Source organism: Rhodococcus sp. RCBS9 (genome assembly GCF_029457415.1).
GTDB lineage: Bacteria > Actinomycetota > Actinomycetes > Mycobacteriales > Mycobacteriaceae > Rhodococcus_F > Rhodococcus_F qingshengii.
Map to the genome: position 1 here is coordinate 439,138 of NZ_CP120422.1, position 17,716 is coordinate 456,853.

The following is a 17,716-nucleotide window of genomic DNA, read 5'->3' on the forward strand; positions in this document are numbered from 1 at the left end:
TCAGAGGTCTACGCAACACTTCTGTTGCCGCAATATTCCTCGAACGAACTACGCAGCGCCACAGTCAGAATCACTGTGAACTCAACCGGTCACCATCGCATCGACAGATGTGCTACGACGCTTCCCGCTCCTCACCGGTGCACAACGCGGAGTACTTGGCGAAGGCTTCCTGCAAGGTCAGCGATTTGCGTCGCTCGGCGATGTCGCGGGGCTTTCCCTGTGCAACACATCGACGAGCATGCTCGATCACAGCTTCACGAATGACGCTGGAAATGTCCGCGCCCGTGAGCTCTTGGAGGGCCTCTAGGGCCCTCAGTTCCTCTACGTCGAATCTCACCGTTACCGATCGTCTAGCCACGCTCAGGATGTTACTTGCGGGTACACCAAATTTGGTGAGTTACATATGCGTCGAGTCGAATATCTTTGGGCGCCAAAACCTTCGAATTCCGATCTACGTGGGTAAATAGTTTTCCACTCACGGCACTCATGTAATGCAACGCACACGGCGCTAGCCAGCGTGCCGACGGACACTGTCGCTGTCTATGCTTGCGAAACACTGCCTTCGATCGGAGATATACCGCGTGAGCATCGACCACATCGTTTCCGCAGTCGACGGCGATGCTGCCGAGCGAATCAAAACGGCCCTGGCCGAGAGAGCCGCAACCTCGACGGACACGACCACGCTGGTGTTCGACGGCGTGAGCATCGAGATTCCGCCATCGGTCGGCGACGCCGTCGTGCAGCTCCTGACCTACCTCGCTGCCGGCGACAGCGTCGCCCTCGGGCCCGTCGCAGAACTCCTCACCACCTCGCAGGCAGCAGAGATCCTCGGCGTTTCGGACACGTATGTACGTAAGCTCGCCGACGCCGGGAAACTCCCGATCGAACTACGCGGCACCCACCGCAGGTTCCGCCTCGACGACGTGATGGCTTACCGCGAGCAGTTCCCCAAACGCGCCTAGCTCTTCGCGTACATTCCTTCGATCTCTTTCGAGAACCGATCGACGACGACATTGCGCTTGATCTTGAGCGTCGCTGTCATCTCACCGTCTTCCTCGGTCAGATCGCGATCGAGAATGACGAACTTCTTGATCGACTCTGCATGTGAGACAGCGGCATTGGCGTCGTCGACGGCCTTCTGCAGCTCCGCTCGAAGGTCCTTGTCGTCACGTAGTTCGGCGACGGTGGCACCAGAAGGCTTGCCGTTCTCCGCCTTCCACTTCTCGAACACCTCGGGGTCGACGGTCAGCAACGCCGTGATGTAGGTCTTCCCGTCGCCGACGACGACTGCCTGCGAGACGATGGAATGCGAACGGATACGGTCTTCCATCGGGCCGGGCGAGACGTTCTTGCCGCCCGCCGTCACCAGAAGATCCTTCTTGCGTCCGGTGATGGAAAGGTAACCTTCGCTGTCGAGTTCACCGAGATCACCGGTTCGCATCCAGCCGTTGACGAATGTCTCTTCGGTGGCCTTGTCGTTCTTCCAGTATCCCTTGAAGACGACTCCACCGTTGAGTTCGATCTCGCCATCCTCGGCGATGCGAACCCCGTTGCCGCCCATCGGCTGTCCGACGGTTCCGATCTTCTGAGCACCCGGGACGTTGACGCAGTGCGCTGCTGTGGTTTCGGTGAGGCCATAGCCTTCGTAGATCGGAACTCCGAGCCCACGGAAGAAGTGCCCCAGTTCAGGAGTGAGGGCGCCGCCGCCGGAGATCGCGAACCAGCACTCGCCGCCGAGAGCCGCGCGAAGTTTCGAGTACACGAGCTTGTCTGCCACTGCGTGCTTCACCTTCAGGATCAGCGAGGGACCGCCCTTGTCGAGAGCCTGGCTGTACTCCTTTGCAGTGGCTTCTGCGAAGGCGAAGATCGCGCCGGGAATCTTTCCACCGGACTCCGCCTTGCGTGCTGCGCCGTCACGAACTTTTTCGAAGACACGCGGAACACCGAGGATGGTGTTGGGCTTATAACGCTCGAATTGGGTTGTGATGGTGGCAAAGTCGGACCAGTGCGCCTGCGACGCACCAGCTTCGAACGTCGCAAGGGACACCGCGCGGGCCAGTACGTGCGCGAGCGGGAGGAAGGTCAGGACTCGGTTTCCCGGAACCGCCACCTTGCCGATCGATGCCGTGAGAATCCCGCGCACCTCGGACAGGAAGTTGCGGTGCGTGAGGATGCATCCCTTGGGACGGCCTGTCGTGCCGGAGGTGTAGACGAGTGACGCAAGATCGTCGGCCTTGATGCCCGCGAGTCGCTTCTTCAGCTCGGTGTCGTCAACGTCGGCACCCTGTGCGGTCAGCTTTTCGACTGCTCCGTCGTCGATCTGCATGACGGCCTTGAGAGAGCTTGGCGCGTCCTGGAACAGCTGCTCGTGCGCGCCGGTTTCGACGATCGCGATGACGGCCTCGGAGTCTTCGAGGATCCAGCTGACCTGCCCCTGAGACGACGAGTCGTAGATCGGAACGGTAGCCGCGCCGGCGGCCCAGATGGCGAAGTCGAACAGCGTCCACTCGTATCGGGTCGCAGAGAGGAGTGCGACGCGGTCGCCTGCCTGCACGCCAGCGGCGATGAGCCCGTTTGCGACGCCGGTGACCTGCTCGGCGAACTCTTTAGCCGTTACATCTACCCAACCCTCGCCCTTGGGTCGGGAGAACACCGTCAGATCTGGCGTGCGCTCGGCGTGAGTGAAGACGGTGTGCACCACAGACTCATTGTCGGAGATGGTGAACTGGGCTTTGGCGCTGTACTCACTCACAGGGTGTCATCTCCGTTGGTCTGCGATTCGATGCTGATTCTGAAGCGGTGGAGTGCGCGGGCGAAGTCTGCGACCTCGGACTCGGTCCAATCGTGCAGCCTGCCGGCGACTTGGTCGAGCCGACGCGCGTCGGCGGCGTCGAGGTATTTGCGGCCAGCCTCCGTGAGGTGCAGCGGATTGCCCTGACGAACGGATCCCGGATCGGCATATACCCAGCCTGCCTCGATGCACCCGCGCACTTGGCGCGAGATGGTCGAGCGGTTGACGCCGAAGACTTCGGAGATCTCCGTGGCCTTGCATCCGTCATTGCGGCCGATGAAGGAGAGGAACGAATGCTGGGCGATCGACGGGTGGTCATCGGAATGCCGATCCCCCGTCATCAACTGCCGCGTCAGGTGCACCAGCTCGTCATGAACGGCTGGTGGACCGGTGAGCGCCATTGCTCCGTCGTGTTGCACTGGGCAACTATAACGCTGCCCCCAGTCCCGATTGCAATATGACCGCCGCCACCGACAAGAAGTCCGTCGGTGGCGGCGTGAAAAGTTAGACCAGATCCTCACCGTTGCGGCGAGCAGTTGCCCAATCCTTGAAGAATCCCTTGCTGATGACTCCCAGCACGACCAAGACCAACGCCGGCCAGATCAGAACATAAATGGTCAGTAGAGCTGTACTCATTCGTATTCCTTCCACTTGTCTCGACGGTTACTTTCCGGACGCTCCCACGGCAGGAAGCTCGTCATCGTCGAAGTCTCCCGTCCGCTGTTTGATGAGTTCGAAATCGAATGTCTCACGCTGATTGACGGACATCGCAAAGCACACGACGGTACTGACGGCATAGGCCACCAAAGATCCGCTGAGCGTTGGGTAGTCGTGGAGGAAGCCGATTGCGAACGGCGCGGACAGCACGATCGCCAGGCCACCGACGATCTGCGCAACCTTCAGACCGAAGAATCCAAATGTCATGAGCCCCAGCACCACTCCGATACCGACAACGGCGACGATGTCGGAGAGTATCCCGAACATCCCATCCATCGGCACCCAACTGAATCGGACGGGCAAGAAGGCAGCAAGAGCCACCAGCACCGACACAGTGAAGGCTTTGTTGGTGGCCTTGCCCCAGTAGAAGCTCGCAATAACCGGGAACACCAAAGCGCCCCACAGCGCGCCGACGAACACCAACAGATCCAGAATGCTCAATTGCAGACTTGCCAAGGAGATAGCCGCCGCCGTGGCAACAATCATCGTTACTCGGCCGATGAGCAGCATCCGTCGAGGGTTCGCATCAGCCTTGCCTGCGACGGCTTGGCCGTACACGTCGGTCATCACGATGGACGAGAGCGCAGCAAGGTCCGAGTCCGCCGTCGATGACAGCGCGCCGATGATCATGACAAAGAAGACAGCCAGCAAAATTCCGGGCAGGTACGACGCGGCCATCTGCGGAATCAGATTGTTGACGTCACCATCCATCGGCTCGATTCCGAGGTACAGCGCAAGAACACCCAGCATTCCGACACCAATGACCGTTGCGCCGTATCCGACGGTTGCGGTGATGAAGGTGGGCTTGATCAGGTCTTCGCGGACCGCGAACAGACGTTGGGCAATGGTCTGGTTGCCGATTGCGTAGGCAAGAACTGCCGCGATGTACGGCGCGCCCTGCTCGAAGAAGGCAACGCTCGAGAAGAAGTTGCCCTGCTCAGCAGTAAGGTTGCCTGCCCCGGATTCGAAGGCTGCCGGGAACCCTGCCGCAAAGAAGATGAACGGCACCAAAACCGCTACCGCACCGAGCATTCCGATCAGCTGAACAAAGTCGGTCAACACCGAAGCGCGGAAGCCCGACCACAACGTGTACAGCAAAACGCCCAGCGCAACGATGAACACACCCTGGATGAAGTTGAACGGCGAAAGCAACGCGATCAGCAGACCACCAGCGAGGAAGTTCGACATCAAACTGATGAGACTGCCGACGATATTGGAGCCCGCGAGCATCAGCTGACTCGAGCGTCCGTGCCGCGCGTACATGACCTCAGCCAGGGTGTGGGCTTTCGGCGCTACTTTGCGAATTCGCTGGCCGAACGGATAAATGAAGAGAATCATCAACGCGCCCCACAAACCGTAGTGAATGGGGCCGGAGATTCCGTAGGTGTAGCCAGAAGTGGCAGATGCGTACATCGACGACGCCCAAATCCAGGTGGCCGTCATACTCGCGGCCGAAACACCAAATCCTAATTTGTTTCCGGCGGTCATAAAACCGTCGGCATTTTCCTGTTTCTTACCAATACGAAGAGAAATCAGAAATGTTCCACCATAAAAAGCAACAAGCAGTGAAACAATTACCAAGGTACTGAACTGGACCGTGTCGGACCCCGTCACATGCCACATCCTTCGCACATAATCGGCAGAGCAAAGCACAAAACCCCTGTTCAGGATCTTTGCGCTTCGTTTCTGCACGCCCTAGGAGCGACCGCCATACCAACACCGGTCACATATTCAATTGACTAGCAACACGCACTTCGTCTTTTCGGAAACCCAACCTCCACAAAATAAATCTTCTGCGCAAGCTTTTGGCTCGACCACGCAATTCAACAACTGAGAATCGACCATAGCATGATGGCAATTTCGAACAAAAACTCCGATATTTTCCCACCCGAAAATATTCATGTTTCCGCCGCAGTAAAATCGTGCGCTTCCAGCGCATATAACAAATCCGCATCGATTGAAATCGATGCTCGATTCGATCGCATACCTACATCGACAGGACCATCCTGGCAAACCGTCGGCCCCACTCGGGATCGGCGGAAACATGCTGGTCCAGCGGATTGGAGACAATCGCCCCGATCATTCGCAAGTACACGAGAGTGTCTCGCACCATCCACGTCCAATCGTCGTCCCCGAGTCGTGTTCCGTCTGTTGTCGACCAACCCAATGCCGTGAGGCCTTCGATCATCACTTCACTACGTTCGGACTCCGACAAGCCGGCAGCCAACGTAAGGAACAGAATTCGGCCGGCTTCCTGCGCCAACTCACCCTTTCCCAACGGCATGGCCGACACGATGTGACGCCACAGCTCGCCTTCATATGCGAGCACTGACGCGCCGAGTCGAGTCAGAAGCAATGTGCCTCGGAGTTTCCGGACAAATCTCAGTGTCTTTGCGACTTCAACGAGTACTGCTAATTGCGAGTCACTCCCTGCCGTGACACCGATCCAGTCGCTGCCCCAATCGAGTTCGTCTCGGGCGGCCGCAACATGGTCCGAAGGAAGTGCCCCGGACGCCGTCAAAACAATCCCACCACCTCGCGCGGAGTTCAGCAGCCACAGCAGTTGGCGGGTTGCTCCTTCACGCATCACCTCGAAATAGTTGTCATATCCGCCACGAAGCTCCGCTTCGGCAACTGCGGCAAACAGTTTCGGCGCGGAATGAACAGACAAGCGGCGCAAGAACTTCTCGAACAGCGAGCTTCCCACAGGCGGCGATTTATGCAGTGCCACTGCAATGGTGACTGCTGCATTGGACTCTGCGGGAACAAAACGTTCGGGATCGAACAGTCCGGTACTCGCCTGCACGTTCAGGAACTCGCGATACCCGATCGGACCGCCAGAATCCTCCGGCGGGCACGCTCTCTCGCCGTCGAGACAGGATGGCTCAGGAATCGGCTGGTCTTCGACAATCTGCTCGAGAACCAACGTGTGACTCCACCTTGCGCGGGCGTTGTACTCATAACGGACGTACTCCCCTACCGCGGTAACTGCCTCGTCGATCCGGACTTCGTCCTCACCAAACTCGTCTTCCTGGTATCCGTCGCGCTCGATCACATCTGGCGCGATATACCGATCTGGGCCATTGTCCGTTGAATGATGGACACTCACCCACTGATGAGCGTGTTGATCTCCCCACCCCATCACCGCCTGCACAATCGAATGAAGTTGGTCCAGTTCGATATTCGACGGAACCGAAAACCGTCTCCAAATAGGCGGCGTGATGCAATCGAGTTCGATCCGCATGACAAAGTTCGCCACCTCCGGCCGTCGACGCTGATTCCGCATCTGCCTCGGCGTAAGGACCTTCATCTGGCTTTGCGCCGCTTGATATGCAGCTACCAAACGCAGATGTGAAGCTCGCCGAACTCTCTGACCCGTCATGCATGGAGGCTAGATCTACCTACCGACAGCCGAGATACTCACTGCCACAAGGCTGTCCGATTTGTCGAGACACGCATGACGCCGCTGGTCGGCTGTCAAGTCCTGATCAGCGCGGACCTGCCCAGGCATCTTTAATCATCCACTGCGCGGACAATAGTGTGCGCCGATTACCGTAGACCTGACAGCTACCGCACGAAAACAGTGCCCAGCGCCTGCCCGGACTGGCACAGAACATGAGGATCCATGAGCGACCAAGACACGACCGCCGACCAGCCCCTCCACATCAACGGCGCAATTGCCTTGGTGACGGACGAGCGCGACGAATTGGTTCGCCTGTGCGTCCAGACCCTCGCCGAACTGCTGGGCAGTGAGCCTGCCACCGATGACGACGGAGACATTGTCGTGCCGGTTCACGGGTTTGTCGTCTACGTGACAGTTGCGGATGACGGCCCTCAGATCAACGTCTGGTCCTCGGTTCTGACCGGCCTCGGCAATCCCTCGCACGCTGCAACCCGGTTGATCGAACTCGCGCAGGAATGGCCGCGCCTGCGCTTCGCCTTCAGCGGCGACCACCTGCTGGTCTCCACGATGCTCGACGCGGACCCCTTCGCTCCACAACATCTGCTCAACCTGATCGACGAGGTCCACGACTTCACTCACGAACTCGACGACGATTTTGCTGAATCCTTCGGCGGAGCCCTCGACTGCGACGCGGATGACGACAGCTACGCCGGAGTCTGCAATCCCGGCGGTTGCGGCGACCATTGTGACTGTGATTGCGGCGATGAACTACCTGACAGCGAGATCGATATCAAAGCAGTCGTGTCGACGCCCGGCAAGTAGCCAGCAGCCCACGATTTATATTGCGCGCGTGCATCTCTGCGATTGCAGAGCTGTACGCGCGCGAGCAGTTTCGCTATCGCCAGCGACCTCAAGTGAACCGACATAGTCTGCCCTTTCGGCTACAGGTCCTGCGATCACATCGTGAGCAACATCAGCCAGCGGACTGAAACTTCTGTAGCTCGACGCAAGCAACTCTGGATCAGGGCGCTCAGATCTGAGAGCTGGGATCACCATCAGCTTCTGACCGTGACGCTCCTTCAGCCCGTGCTCCAGCATCGGGCCATCGATCTTCGAGAAGATCCCGTCTGATCGCAACCATAAGATCGGGACTGATACCAAGAATATGGACATCGAATGCGGCATGGTGAATCTTGCACATTGCCAACCCATTTCGGACTGTAGCTACTCTCATCGGAATCGGGCACAATATGTGCCGCGACAAGCAATGAGCTGTGACCTTAGGAATCAACAGCGCAACGCGTTTCGTAGGCCCGCATCACTGTCGCTCGAAATACCGGCTGGTGCAGCCTTTCGCTTGGTTTCTGAGATCAGGTGACGGCGAAGATGAGATTCGATCGGAGAAATGGGTACCATCGTGCAGGTTCAGAATGGGTGTGGCCGGTGCCCCGCCACGCCCATTCGCTCTACTGCACGTCAGGTGTCGTGATTTGCAGGACCTTTACGAAATCGCTTTGCAATCCAACCTCTGATCCCCGAGGATTCAGCGACCGCGGCGCCTCGCATCTCCGCACTAGCTGCGGACATCGCCTCGTCAACTGCTCTGCTCAGCGATCTCGCGGAAAATATCTCGTGAGCAAGGTCCGGAACGTCGACAAGTGGGAACCTCGGTACGAGCAATGCCCGATCTGCAAGGAGATCCGGAAGATCCACCTGGATTTCGCGACCGAGCAGTTCCTCCATCCACGATGAGTCACCAGCACCGACGAAATGTTTCGCAAAGCTGTCAACATCGATACCTGATGCGACATTCCCCAGCGACTCGAAACTAGGAACGTTGACGAATCGGATCTGCGGTGGTTCGAAGATATGGATGACCTGACTGAGCATTTCTACGGCCCCGTGGTCATTCACGGCAACGAGCCGGAACCGACCACCAGTATCCAGACTGATCTGGACCGTGTTCGACGCACTGACGTTGATGTCCATCGCCGTTCCCCATGGCGTATGCAACGTGAGATCTCGGTATCCAGTTACATCCCAGGATATCTCGACGTTCTCCCCCCTCATTCCAAATGCCGGAGACACCGCAAATTGATTGATCTCGGGAGGGGTAATCTGCGCGCAAATTTGAGCGTAGAAATAGCGATACCAGTCCATCGCAGAGGGACGAGCAGCTTTGTCTGCGCTGAGTCCCGCAGCAAGCATTCCAAGCCCCGCAGCGTCGATCATGCCGGTCACATGAGAAAGGTTGCGCGATGGTTTGGTCTTCGACGCCAGCACAAAATAGATCAACAACGCCAACTTGTAGCGGTCAGTGTATTCGTCCTGCTCGCTTTGCCCATCCAGTCGTTTCTCCGGGCTTTCCATGTTCGGGCTATTCGCCTGAGGGATTGCCGGAGACCTCGATTCGATTCGAACTGGATCCATATCGATGAACATGATCGGCTCGTCCTCCGAAGTGCTCCACAAGATGTTGGTTACGCTCAAATCCCCATACACCATGTTTCGCGCGTGCAGAAACTGCATAACATGTGCCATCCAAGCGCAGTAGCGCAGTCGCGCAAGAATGTCCGTTTCTTCGACGACGGTTCCGCCATTGTTTCGTGCGTGACCCGGTTTCGCTAGCCAGCTCAGTGATCGCATCGTCGATGCGGTACCTGCAACCTGAGCGATTGAGGTTTCGATGAAGTGCTGCGGAACCAAACGCATCAAGAAGCCCACCACGCTGCCATTGTCGACAACGGTGTCCAGCGGCCAGGTCGTGTAGTGGTCAAGTACGTCACGGTCTGGTTCGGACATCCCATTCCGAAAGTCGACCAGGACTTGCAGGTTCGCGAGTTCGTCCGGCCCCGCCTGTAGATATTCCTTGAACGCACAGGTCGGCTCGCCGACCAGCTTCGCCGGGGTTTCGACTTCGTATACGATCCCGAAGCCACCTTTACCCAATTCGCGGCGCTTGTTCAGGATCGACGAATCAATCGGCACAGTCCCTGCTTCTTCCGGATTGTGTGTGCAGTAGTGGGCAACTGAGCACAAGAAGTGAATTCAATGACATGGCTATTCGACGATAGACCCTAGGCCGGTCAACAGCTGACTCAAAACAGTTGACTGAAGCCATTTCTGCGTGGTGGGACCACTATCATCAAGCACCACCGTGTCTAGAAAATGCGCACACACTGTGCGTAGCAAATCCGGCGATCCCGACTGATCGATGACAGTTCTTGTTGCACAAACCCGTTGGTGGGCTTCCGGCTGTGCGTCTGAGGCATGCTCACCGATCAGCCAGAGCAATCGTTGAACAGAGTCCTTGTTTGAAGACAATTCTGCATCGTCGATGCTGCATCGCACGTCGAGAACAAACCCGTTGTACCCGGCGAGAACTCCGGACCCACCGCCGGAAGCCGCGCGCCGCTCGAGCAGACTGTAAGGATCCCGTAGTGCCACCAATCCATCGCGGGCGCTATCGAAAATACAATAGGTCCCACGAGTGAGTGCCAACGCGAACAGATCCTCGAGTTGAGGATCTGCCATCAACCTGTCGGCGAGGTAGGTCACCGCCGCAGAGGCCACCTCCGAGGCCGATCCGGGTCCGAAATCAGTTGCAGGCAAAGCAATAACCAACCTGATTGGATCAGGTTCGTCGGTATCCAGCTCAAATACAGGAATCGACATAATTTCCCTTGTCGGTTCAGTTGGCGCTAATCGGGGGTGGGACCGGCATGCTGCCAGTCACAATCGTTTGAGTGATCTGAGGTCCAGAAGCGGCATTGGCTGGCCCGGAGCTGGCTCCGACATTACCCACTCCGGCACCCGCCGGCGCTCCCGGTCCACTGGAGAAACCGCCATTTGTCCCAGCCACGATCGGTGCAGTGCTACCGTTCGCGGCGAGGGATGCTGACCAATCATTCAATCTCAGTGCAGCAACATCTTTCGCATGCACTGTCCATAGTGCAAGTGCCTCATCGATCACAGCGGCCTGATGTTCCACTACAGCTGCGTTGATTTTCTTGACGACTTCGTGTTGCTTCTCAGCTCGGTCCTTCTCGGCATCCATCTCGGCAGTACGACGGATTTCGTCACGATCGCGCCGAAGCTTCAAGTCCGCCGTTGCCGCTTCCACCTCATAGGCTTCTCGGTCCTCGACTACCTCGTCGTACTGGCTTCGCCGACCAAGATTGGATATTACCTTGAACACAACTGGCAGAACTTCCATCGACATGAACAGCAATGTGACCGCAAGGTGTGCATTGCTCGCGGTCGAGTCGTTACCTGAAATCGCCTTCAGCGCCTTAAGTCTCGCGATGATGCCGGTATTGGCATCTTCCAATGCATAGCCGGCGTTCTGTGTCTCGCCGAGTTGGCCCTTGAGCTTCTCGATGTTGGCAACAACTGCCGGGCGTTCAGCGATCGCCTCCTCAGACTCCGCTGCGACGACACCTGCCTTTTCACTCTGCTTTTCCGCAATTTGGTCGCGGGTACTCTGCCACAGCGCCTGCGCTTCGGCGGAGGCTGCCTTCTTCGACTGGCATGAGTCCGCACATCCTGCGACACCCGTGCCTCCGGTTCCGTCCTCCTCCGCCAGTGCCTCCGCCAACAGCCGTTCGTAGGTTGCCTTCTCTTGATCTGCCTTGGTTTGCAGCGCCACAATCTCCGTTTGCACTGCACCAACGCTGGGACTACTCGCCGGATCGCCGGCGTTGACGAGCCGGTCGATCTCCGAAAGCCTTTCCTGCGCCGCTCCGAGCTGCAATGCGATCGGGGATCCGTCTATCTGCGACTGCAGGTCGCCTTGAGCTTCGATGATGCTCCGATTCAGCTGCGCATCGATCTCGCTTTCGAATATCTTGAGCATCAGCGGTGTCGAAATGACGACGCCGATAATGAACGCAAGGATCACGCGAGGCAAGGCCAAAGCGATGTTGCGCCCGATGCCTTTCTCTTGAGCGAGGCCAATGACGAGCATCCGGTCGAGGTTGAGGATCGCCAGACCCCACAGCAAACCGACCGGGGCACACAGCCATGGACTCGGGATCACTCGAGTGATGTTGAGCGCGTACGCCGCGGAGACCGCGGCAAACCCCGCAGTAGTCAACAGCACCGCGCCCATGGCCGCCTGCTTGGTTACCGCAGCGGGAAGCAGTTGAAGCACATCCTTACGAGCCCCTGCCAGACCAGCGAGGAAAAGAGATCCTCGTCCGGACTTCTGTTCCACTGATTGAGAGCTCTCTGCCATCACTTCACTACTTTGCGGTTTCGTGCAGCACGGAGCAGCACCAACGGGTAACCGGCGAACATCAAAGCGATGCACGACAGCATTGGGAATGCGGTCGGTATCCGCCACAAACGCAGATATCCAACCGCTGAATAACAAGGCCACGACATTGTCTGCCCTACGAGTCGTTGTGCGGTACGACACGGCACGAAAGACGGTTCCTCAGGCGAAGATCCGTAAATCGCTTCAGGAATTCCACCGACCAGTACATGCTCGCCCGTATCCGCTAGTGCAATCGTCGGCGCTGCAAATGTCCGAAGATCCCCCTCGAAGAAGATCTGCGTGACAGGAACAGACATCACGAGTGCTGCAAGCACCACGCCGACTCCGAGCGCCCAGTGCTCACCAACTGCCCGGTCACACTTCGGAGCAAACGCACCAAAAATGTCGGAAGTTGCGCGGTGAACGCGCGGGAACCAATAGGCCCCCACAATAAGCCCGACAATGCCGAGTGGACGCCACACAATCATGCTCGCCGAAACAAGCGCGAGCACTGGCATACAGGCAACGACTGCGAGACAGACGATATAAGGATCGGCCCAAATCGCTCGCAGCGAATTTTGCATGCGGGAAACAGGAACGCGGAAATCAGCCGCCAGGTGACCAGAGAGCAATTCCCGTCCGATCATCGAGGAGGCTGCGGCGGCCAAAGGACACGTGCGCCGCAAAGTTCAACGGGGTGGGAGGACTCGACCACGCAGAGCCGAGTTCGATAGCAACCGGCCCGGCGCCACCGAGAAAGGCATCGCCGACTCCGTCGGTACACAGCAACAACAGCATTTCCCCGTCAAGCTCGAAGTGTTCCGACCTCACCGGGCTGTCGACCCACAGCGGCAGTGCCGATGTCCTGTTCGAGGCGAATTCTCCGTCATTGATTTTGCCACCCAGAATTGGAGTCCAACCCTCGAAGGCTTCATCCGATGCGTGATGGCGCGCCGTCCACAACGAACTGTCGCCGACGGCCGCGTAGCAGACTTCCCACGGACCCGGTTGAGTAACTGCTGAAACTACAACAGCCACAGCAGTAGTCGCCATCACTGCACGGACGTCGTCAATCTCGGCATCGGAACGTCCGAGCACCTGTCGAGCTCGAACACAGACTGCTGCCGACGCGTCGGCAAAGATCCCCGTCCACAAGTTTGGATCATCGCCGAGATCACAGTCGATCAATTCGTCGGCAAGAAACGTTGACGCCACATCCGCAGCGATATGGGACAATACGCCGCTCCCCACGCCATCACAGACGATGAGCACCAGTCGGTCAGTTTCCGCCGCATATCGCACTGCATACGCGTCCTGGCGGGCAGTGCCTGCGTGTCTGTGACTCAGCCCTCGAACCGAGGCCGCCCGTAGTGCCCATCCCTCGAAGTCGAACCCGTCGCACACCGCATCCGAAGGCATAGCCGTCGAGAACGGTGCGCCACCGACGATTTCGAGGTATGCGCGACCCGCATCACCGACGACAAAAGGTTCAGGCAGTTTCTCGCAAGGCAAGACGGGTTCGTTCTCCGGCGCCTGCAGACCGTCGAGAGGGACCGTCACATCACATCCATCTTGCGCATATTCACGAGTCCTTCAGTCCCCCGAGTGTCCATGACGACGCCCGGAGTGCCCGCCACCGCGGACTGTGTGCAACTCACAACGGATTGGGTAACAATCCGGGTGATTGCCTGCATTGCCTGCTCCGCACTTGTGCCCGCATTAGCCATGAAGAAGTACCCGTCCTGCCGATAGGGAGGAAAGGTGATCGCGCGCAGTACCTCTTCGTCTGCGTCCCCCAGGCCGAACGGAACTAGGTTTGGGTAAGCCTTTACGGAAGTGAGTCGAGTGAACGCTGAGTTCCACTCGTGAACCGCGTCCGTCGGCACACCGTCGGTCACGAAAAACACTGTCGGGCGAAATACTTTGCCTTCTCCATGTCCCTTGAGATCGGCAATATCGGCGGCGATACGCTCACCGATCAGGTCGAATATCGGAGCGAACGACGTGCCACCGCGGACCTGTAAGAAGTCCTCTCGCGTGATGCGGGTGTCATCTGCGAGGTCACACATTGGCACGTCAATACGTGCTTCGTCTGAAAATGACAGTACGCAGACCCTTGCGATATCTCCGAGAATCGGATCCTTGAGGATCTCGTTCTTGAGTGCTCTCATTGCATTGTTAACCTCGCCAATTACCGGCTCCATCGAGTAGGAAACATCGAATACCAGGTAGAACGGCAGCAAGGATGCTTCTTGCACCTCAATGCTCATCGATGTAGACACGCAATCTCCTTTGGAAAACGCAACCGAAAAAGTCCGACTTGAGCGTGATCGGTTCAACTGACCGTTAGCGTGGCTCATAAACAGTCCAAACCAGTCATATCGTACGCCCTCTCAGAAGTTACAGCAGGTTTGGTTCGCCCAAGGATTCGGATAGACCTCAGACGGAGTAGTCGAACTAAAGTCTCTTGAAATCTCAGCCGTCCGAGCGCCAGTCGACCCGCCGCAGTTCGCTCCAGCGAGTCCCCGAGTCGCTCGATGCGCAAGACCTCGCTTCCGCTAAAGTGCTGAGCGCGGCCCGACGGACTTCCGCTGTGATTCACAGCTACGGACATGCCCCCACCCGCACGACTCGATTCGTGCTGCCTGGGGGATGTCACTGTGACCTTGCTTCGTACTTCTGCCAACAGGATTGGCGCGATGGCAAATCCTGATTCCTTGGTGGAACAGCTGTTGGAACAGATGCTATTTCGTACCGGTCGGCGCGCAAGTGAATCGGAGCAGAAGTCGTGGAGCCGCAGCCTTCCCGTTCTAGCCAATGATTTGATCGAAGCCGGTCTGGGTGGCGTCGAGATGTTGGTCGAGTACCACTTACCTCTCACGTCTCAGCGCGCTGATGTCGTACTTGCCGGACTACATCCGACTACCGGCCAACCGTCATATGTCGTGGTGGAACTCAAGCAATGGTCGGCCGCCCAACGATATGAAGGCAGCATTGACCTCGTCGATGTGCCGGGGATGCCCGGTGGCCCCAAACTGCACCCTGTCGCACAAGTCAAGGGCTATTGCGAGTATCTGTCAGATTTCGCGAAGGCTCTTGCAGATCAGCCCGATGCGGTTGCCGGCGTGGCCTACCTCCACAACGCCACGGATCCCGCAGCCGTCGCAGAACTACGGTCGTATCCCGTCTCCCTCGGCGGCCGGTTGTTTACCGGAGCCGACCGCGGAGATATGCAAACCTTCCTCAAATCTCGGCTCTCGACTGAGTCCTCCGGACACACTGCCGGTGATACGTTGATCCGTTCCGCAGTGGCACCATCTCAACAATTGCTCAAGGTAGCTGCCGCCGAGGTTCGCGATCGACCGCAGTTCCATCTCCTTGGTGAGCAGCAACTAGCTGTCGACCTCGTACTCCACGCAGTGGATCAAGCTCACCAACTCGATCACAAGCGAATCATTATCGTCACCGGAGGGCCTGGCAGTGGAAAAAGTGTCGTCGCACTGTCCTTAGTCGGTGAACTCGCGCGGCGCGGTCGAACGGTATTGCACGCCACAGGTTCCCGATCCTTCACTCAGACACTTCGCAAGGTCGCCGGTGCTCGCGCTCCACGCGTGCAGAAGATGTTTAAGTATTTCAACCAATTCATGACCGCTGACCGCAACGGACTAGACGTACTAGTTCTCGACGAAGCTCACCGTATCCGTGAGACCTCAGTCGACCGCTACACCAAGGCAGAGCTACGAACGGAGCGTCCTCAGCTCGACGAATTGATGGCAGCAGCACGCGTCCCCGTTTTCCTGCTCGACGAGTACCAGGTGGTGCGACCCGGCGAGATGGGATCACTGGAGCAGATCGAGCGACATGCAAAGTCTCTCGGATTGGAAACGCAGCACGTTCACCTCGGTGAGCAATTCCGTTGTGGTGGTAGCGAAGAGTACGTTCTCTGGGTCAAACAGCTTCTCGGACTGGCAGAAGGTGAGCCCGTAGCCTGGGCTGGCGATCCGCAGTTCTCAGTTCGTATCGCCGACACACCGCAGGAGATGGAACATCTGCTGTCACAACAGATCGAACGTGGATACTCGGCTCGCATGACGGCCGGGTATTGCTGGCCGTGGAGCAACGCCGAGAAAGATGGCACTCTCGTGCCGGACGTAGAGATCGACAACTGGTCCCGTCCCTGGAACAGCAAGAGTGACAGAAGAATCGGAGACGCACCTCCTGCCCCGCTTTGGGCTACGGAAGACGGAGGCTTCGGCCAAGTTGGATGCGTCTACACCGCGCAGGGGTTCGAATACGACTGGAACGGTGTCATTCTCGGACCGGACATCGTCTGGCGCAACGGCGCATTTACTACCGTTCGCACCGCCAACCGCGACCCGGATCTCAAAAACACCAAGAAGATCGGTGACGTCCGGTTCAATCGCTTGATCCGCAACATCTACAAAGTTCTGCTCACCCGAGGAATGGTTGGGACTGTCATCTACTCGACAGATGAAGAGACCCGAAAAGCATTGCGTTCGTTGGTAAGCGAACACCTCTGACCTTCCGTTCGAAACACACTTCTAACAGAAAACGAGCTCGGCCCGACAGGCTTCCGCCACAGGACATGCCTCCACCCGGTGCGATACCGGATAGGTGCATGTCCGATGGCCGCTTGGGTAATTCCAATCACTGGAGAGTTGCCGAAACACTGGAAGATCGCCCAGGAGAACAGATTCTGGGATATGACGAAGAGCTTCGGCATCAAGAACGGCGATGACGTCTTCTTTTGGATAGGGGCGCCAAAGAAGGGCAAGAACCCTGATGCTGGCTTCGCTGGCTGGGCCACCGCAGTCACGGATGAAACCGATATCGGCAATTCGTCAGTCCCTTGGTCCGATCCGGAGTCCGGTTACCGTCGACGATTCCATTTTCGTCTGAACAGCAACGAGCGAAAATCGAACCCTCGCTGGACCGAGGTCACGAAGAACCTCAAGACAAACGTGTCACTTCAGACAGTGCGTGGATTTCCTGAACCCCACCAGGCAACCTACCTCCAGTCACTCTTCAAAGCCACCTCCGACGTAGCTCCCCAATCTGCGGCCGCCGTGGCAATAGACATCTACCCAATTGATGAGCCGTACGAGCTTGGCGACGATGTACGCACACGCTCTCAACGAATGATCAATATTCGTCGTGGGCAAGGAAAATTCCGAGACTCCCTGATCGATGGTTATGACGCTAGGTGCGCAGTTACCGGATCCCCGGTACTCGCGGTTCTTGAAGCAGCCCACATCGACCGATACTTCGGCGACCATTCGCATCACGTGACCAACGGACTTCTACTGCGTGCCGATATTCACACACTGTTCGACCTCCTGCGCATCACTGTGGACGAGAATCTCCTCATCCGCATCGACCCGAAGCTGACGGGCACAGAGTACGAACCATTGGATGGCGCGCCACTCCGGTTGCCCGCCAACCAAGCTCATCATCCCAATATGGATGCACTACGTCGACATCGCGAAAGCTGCACCTGGATACCTCAGGCGCCTGCCACCGCGTAGGC

16 protein-coding genes are annotated in these 17,716 nt (G+C 57.8%); 4 read left to right on the top strand and 12 right to left on the bottom strand.

Features of this window, described 5'->3' with window-relative positions; translation table 11 throughout:
- Nucleotides 1-112: 112 nt before the first annotated feature.
- On the bottom strand, nucleotides 113-358 hold the full coding sequence (locus P0M12_RS02170) for a hypothetical protein (RefSeq protein WP_277377400.1): 246 nt from the start codon (nucleotides 356-358) through the stop codon (nucleotides 113-115).
- 223 nt (nucleotides 359-581) lie between these two features.
- On the opposite strand from P0M12_RS02170, the gene P0M12_RS02175 reads away from it, so the two are divergent.
- Nucleotides 582-962, top strand: coding sequence for a helix-turn-helix domain-containing protein (locus tag P0M12_RS02175; RefSeq protein ID WP_003941392.1), 381 nt, complete (start codon nucleotides 582-584; stop codon nucleotides 960-962).
- Here P0M12_RS02175 and P0M12_RS02180 read toward each other — a convergent pair.
- The 5 genes from P0M12_RS02180 to P0M12_RS02200 form a co-directional block, all read right to left on the bottom strand.
- On the bottom strand, nucleotides 959-2,752 hold the full coding sequence (locus P0M12_RS02180; RefSeq protein WP_277377401.1) for a long-chain fatty acid--CoA ligase: 1,794 nt from the start codon (nucleotides 2,750-2,752) through the stop codon (nucleotides 959-961). The genes P0M12_RS02175 and P0M12_RS02180 overlap by 4 nt on opposite strands.
- The gene (locus P0M12_RS02185) at nucleotides 2,749-3,210 is read right to left on the bottom strand and encodes a MarR family winged helix-turn-helix transcriptional regulator (protein WP_003941330.1); all 462 of its coding nucleotides are present in this window, start codon (nucleotides 3,208-3,210) and stop codon (nucleotides 2,749-2,751) included. The genes P0M12_RS02180 and P0M12_RS02185 overlap by 4 nt, the downstream gene beginning before the upstream one ends.
- A gap of 85 nt (nucleotides 3,211-3,295) precedes the next feature.
- Nucleotides 3,296-3,427, bottom strand: coding sequence for a putative transporter small subunit (locus P0M12_RS02190; RefSeq protein WP_003941363.1), 132 nt, complete (start codon nucleotides 3,425-3,427; stop codon nucleotides 3,296-3,298).
- Nucleotides 3,428-3,454: 27 nt separating this feature from the next.
- On the bottom strand, nucleotides 3,455-5,122 hold the full coding sequence (locus P0M12_RS02195) for a sodium:solute symporter family protein (protein ID WP_277377402.1): 1,668 nt from the start codon (nucleotides 5,120-5,122) through the stop codon (nucleotides 3,455-3,457).
- Nucleotides 5,123-5,495: 373 nt separating this feature from the next.
- The gene (locus P0M12_RS02200; protein WP_306670244.1) at nucleotides 5,496-6,794 is read right to left on the bottom strand and encodes a plasmid pRiA4b ORF-3 family protein; all 1,299 of its coding nucleotides are present in this window, start codon (nucleotides 6,792-6,794) and stop codon (nucleotides 5,496-5,498) included.
- 339 nt (nucleotides 6,795-7,133) lie between these two features.
- Between P0M12_RS02200 and P0M12_RS02205 the strand changes: the two genes are divergently transcribed.
- Entirely contained in the window at nucleotides 7,134-7,733 is a 600-nt protein-coding gene (locus P0M12_RS02205) for a hypothetical protein (RefSeq protein ID WP_058227708.1), read from the top strand.
- A gap of 654 nt (nucleotides 7,734-8,387) precedes the next feature.
- On the opposite strand, the gene P0M12_RS02210 is transcribed toward P0M12_RS02205, so the two are convergent.
- From P0M12_RS02210 to P0M12_RS02235, 6 genes are all read right to left on the bottom strand, one after another.
- On the bottom strand, nucleotides 8,388-9,899 hold the full coding sequence (locus P0M12_RS02210; RefSeq protein ID WP_277377403.1) for a hypothetical protein: 1,512 nt from the start codon (nucleotides 9,897-9,899) through the stop codon (nucleotides 8,388-8,390).
- A gap of 72 nt (nucleotides 9,900-9,971) precedes the next feature.
- Nucleotides 9,972-10,586: a hypothetical protein gene (locus P0M12_RS02215; RefSeq protein ID WP_058227710.1), complete on the bottom strand. Its 615-nt coding sequence runs from the start codon at nucleotides 10,584-10,586 to the stop codon at nucleotides 9,972-9,974.
- Between the two features lie 16 nt (nucleotides 10,587-10,602).
- Nucleotides 10,603-12,126, bottom strand: coding sequence for a DUF4407 domain-containing protein (locus P0M12_RS02220; protein WP_277377404.1), 1,524 nt, complete (start codon nucleotides 12,124-12,126; stop codon nucleotides 10,603-10,605).
- Between the two features lie 20 nt (nucleotides 12,127-12,146).
- On the bottom strand, nucleotides 12,147-12,815 hold the full coding sequence (locus P0M12_RS02225; RefSeq protein ID WP_141695793.1) for a hypothetical protein: 669 nt from the start codon (nucleotides 12,813-12,815) through the stop codon (nucleotides 12,147-12,149).
- A complete protein-coding gene (locus P0M12_RS02230; protein WP_058227713.1) occupies nucleotides 12,775-13,728 on the bottom strand; it encodes a protein phosphatase 2C domain-containing protein in 954 nt (317 codons plus the stop codon). Before P0M12_RS02230 ends, P0M12_RS02225 begins: the two co-directional genes overlap by 41 nt.
- Nucleotides 13,725-14,450 (bottom strand): hypothetical protein, encoded by a 726-nt coding sequence (locus P0M12_RS02235; RefSeq protein ID WP_148209217.1) that lies wholly within the window; start codon nucleotides 14,448-14,450, stop codon nucleotides 13,725-13,727. Before P0M12_RS02235 ends, P0M12_RS02230 begins: the two co-directional genes overlap by 4 nt.
- Nucleotides 14,451-14,828: 378 nt before the next feature.
- Here P0M12_RS02235 and P0M12_RS02240 point away from each other — a divergent pair, with 378 nt between their 5' ends.
- Together P0M12_RS02240 and P0M12_RS02245 are read left to right on the top strand one after the other, a co-directional pair.
- A complete protein-coding gene (locus tag P0M12_RS02240) occupies nucleotides 14,829-16,709 on the top strand; it encodes a DUF2075 domain-containing protein (protein WP_346772262.1) in 1,881 nt (626 codons plus the stop codon).
- Nucleotides 16,710-16,814: 105 nt separating this feature from the next.
- On the top strand, nucleotides 16,815-17,714 hold the full coding sequence (locus P0M12_RS02245) for an HNH endonuclease (protein WP_277377406.1): 900 nt from the start codon (nucleotides 16,815-16,817) through the stop codon (nucleotides 17,712-17,714).
- The last annotated feature ends 2 nt before the right edge of the window (nucleotides 17,715-17,716 follow it).

Coding starts and splice junctions, on each gene's coding strand:
- P0M12_RS02190 (WP_003941363.1), bottom strand. CDS start 3,427: ATGAGTACAGCTCTACTGACCATTTATGTTCTGATCTGGCCGGCGTTG.
- P0M12_RS02200 (WP_306670244.1), bottom strand. CDS start 6,794: ATGCGGAATCAGCGTCGACGGCCGGAGGTGGCGAACTTTGTCATGCGG.
- P0M12_RS02205 (WP_058227708.1), top strand. CDS start 7,134: ATGAGCGACCAAGACACGACCGCCGACCAGCCCCTCCACATCAACGGC.
- P0M12_RS02215 (WP_058227710.1), bottom strand. CDS start 10,586: ATGTCGATTCCTGTATTTGAGCTGGATACCGACGAACCTGATCCAATC.
- P0M12_RS02225 (WP_141695793.1), bottom strand. CDS start 12,815: ATGATCGGACGGGAATTGCTCTCTGGTCACCTGGCGGCTGATTTCCGC.
- P0M12_RS02245 (WP_277377406.1), top strand. CDS start 16,815: ATGGCCGCTTGGGTAATTCCAATCACTGGAGAGTTGCCGAAACACTGG.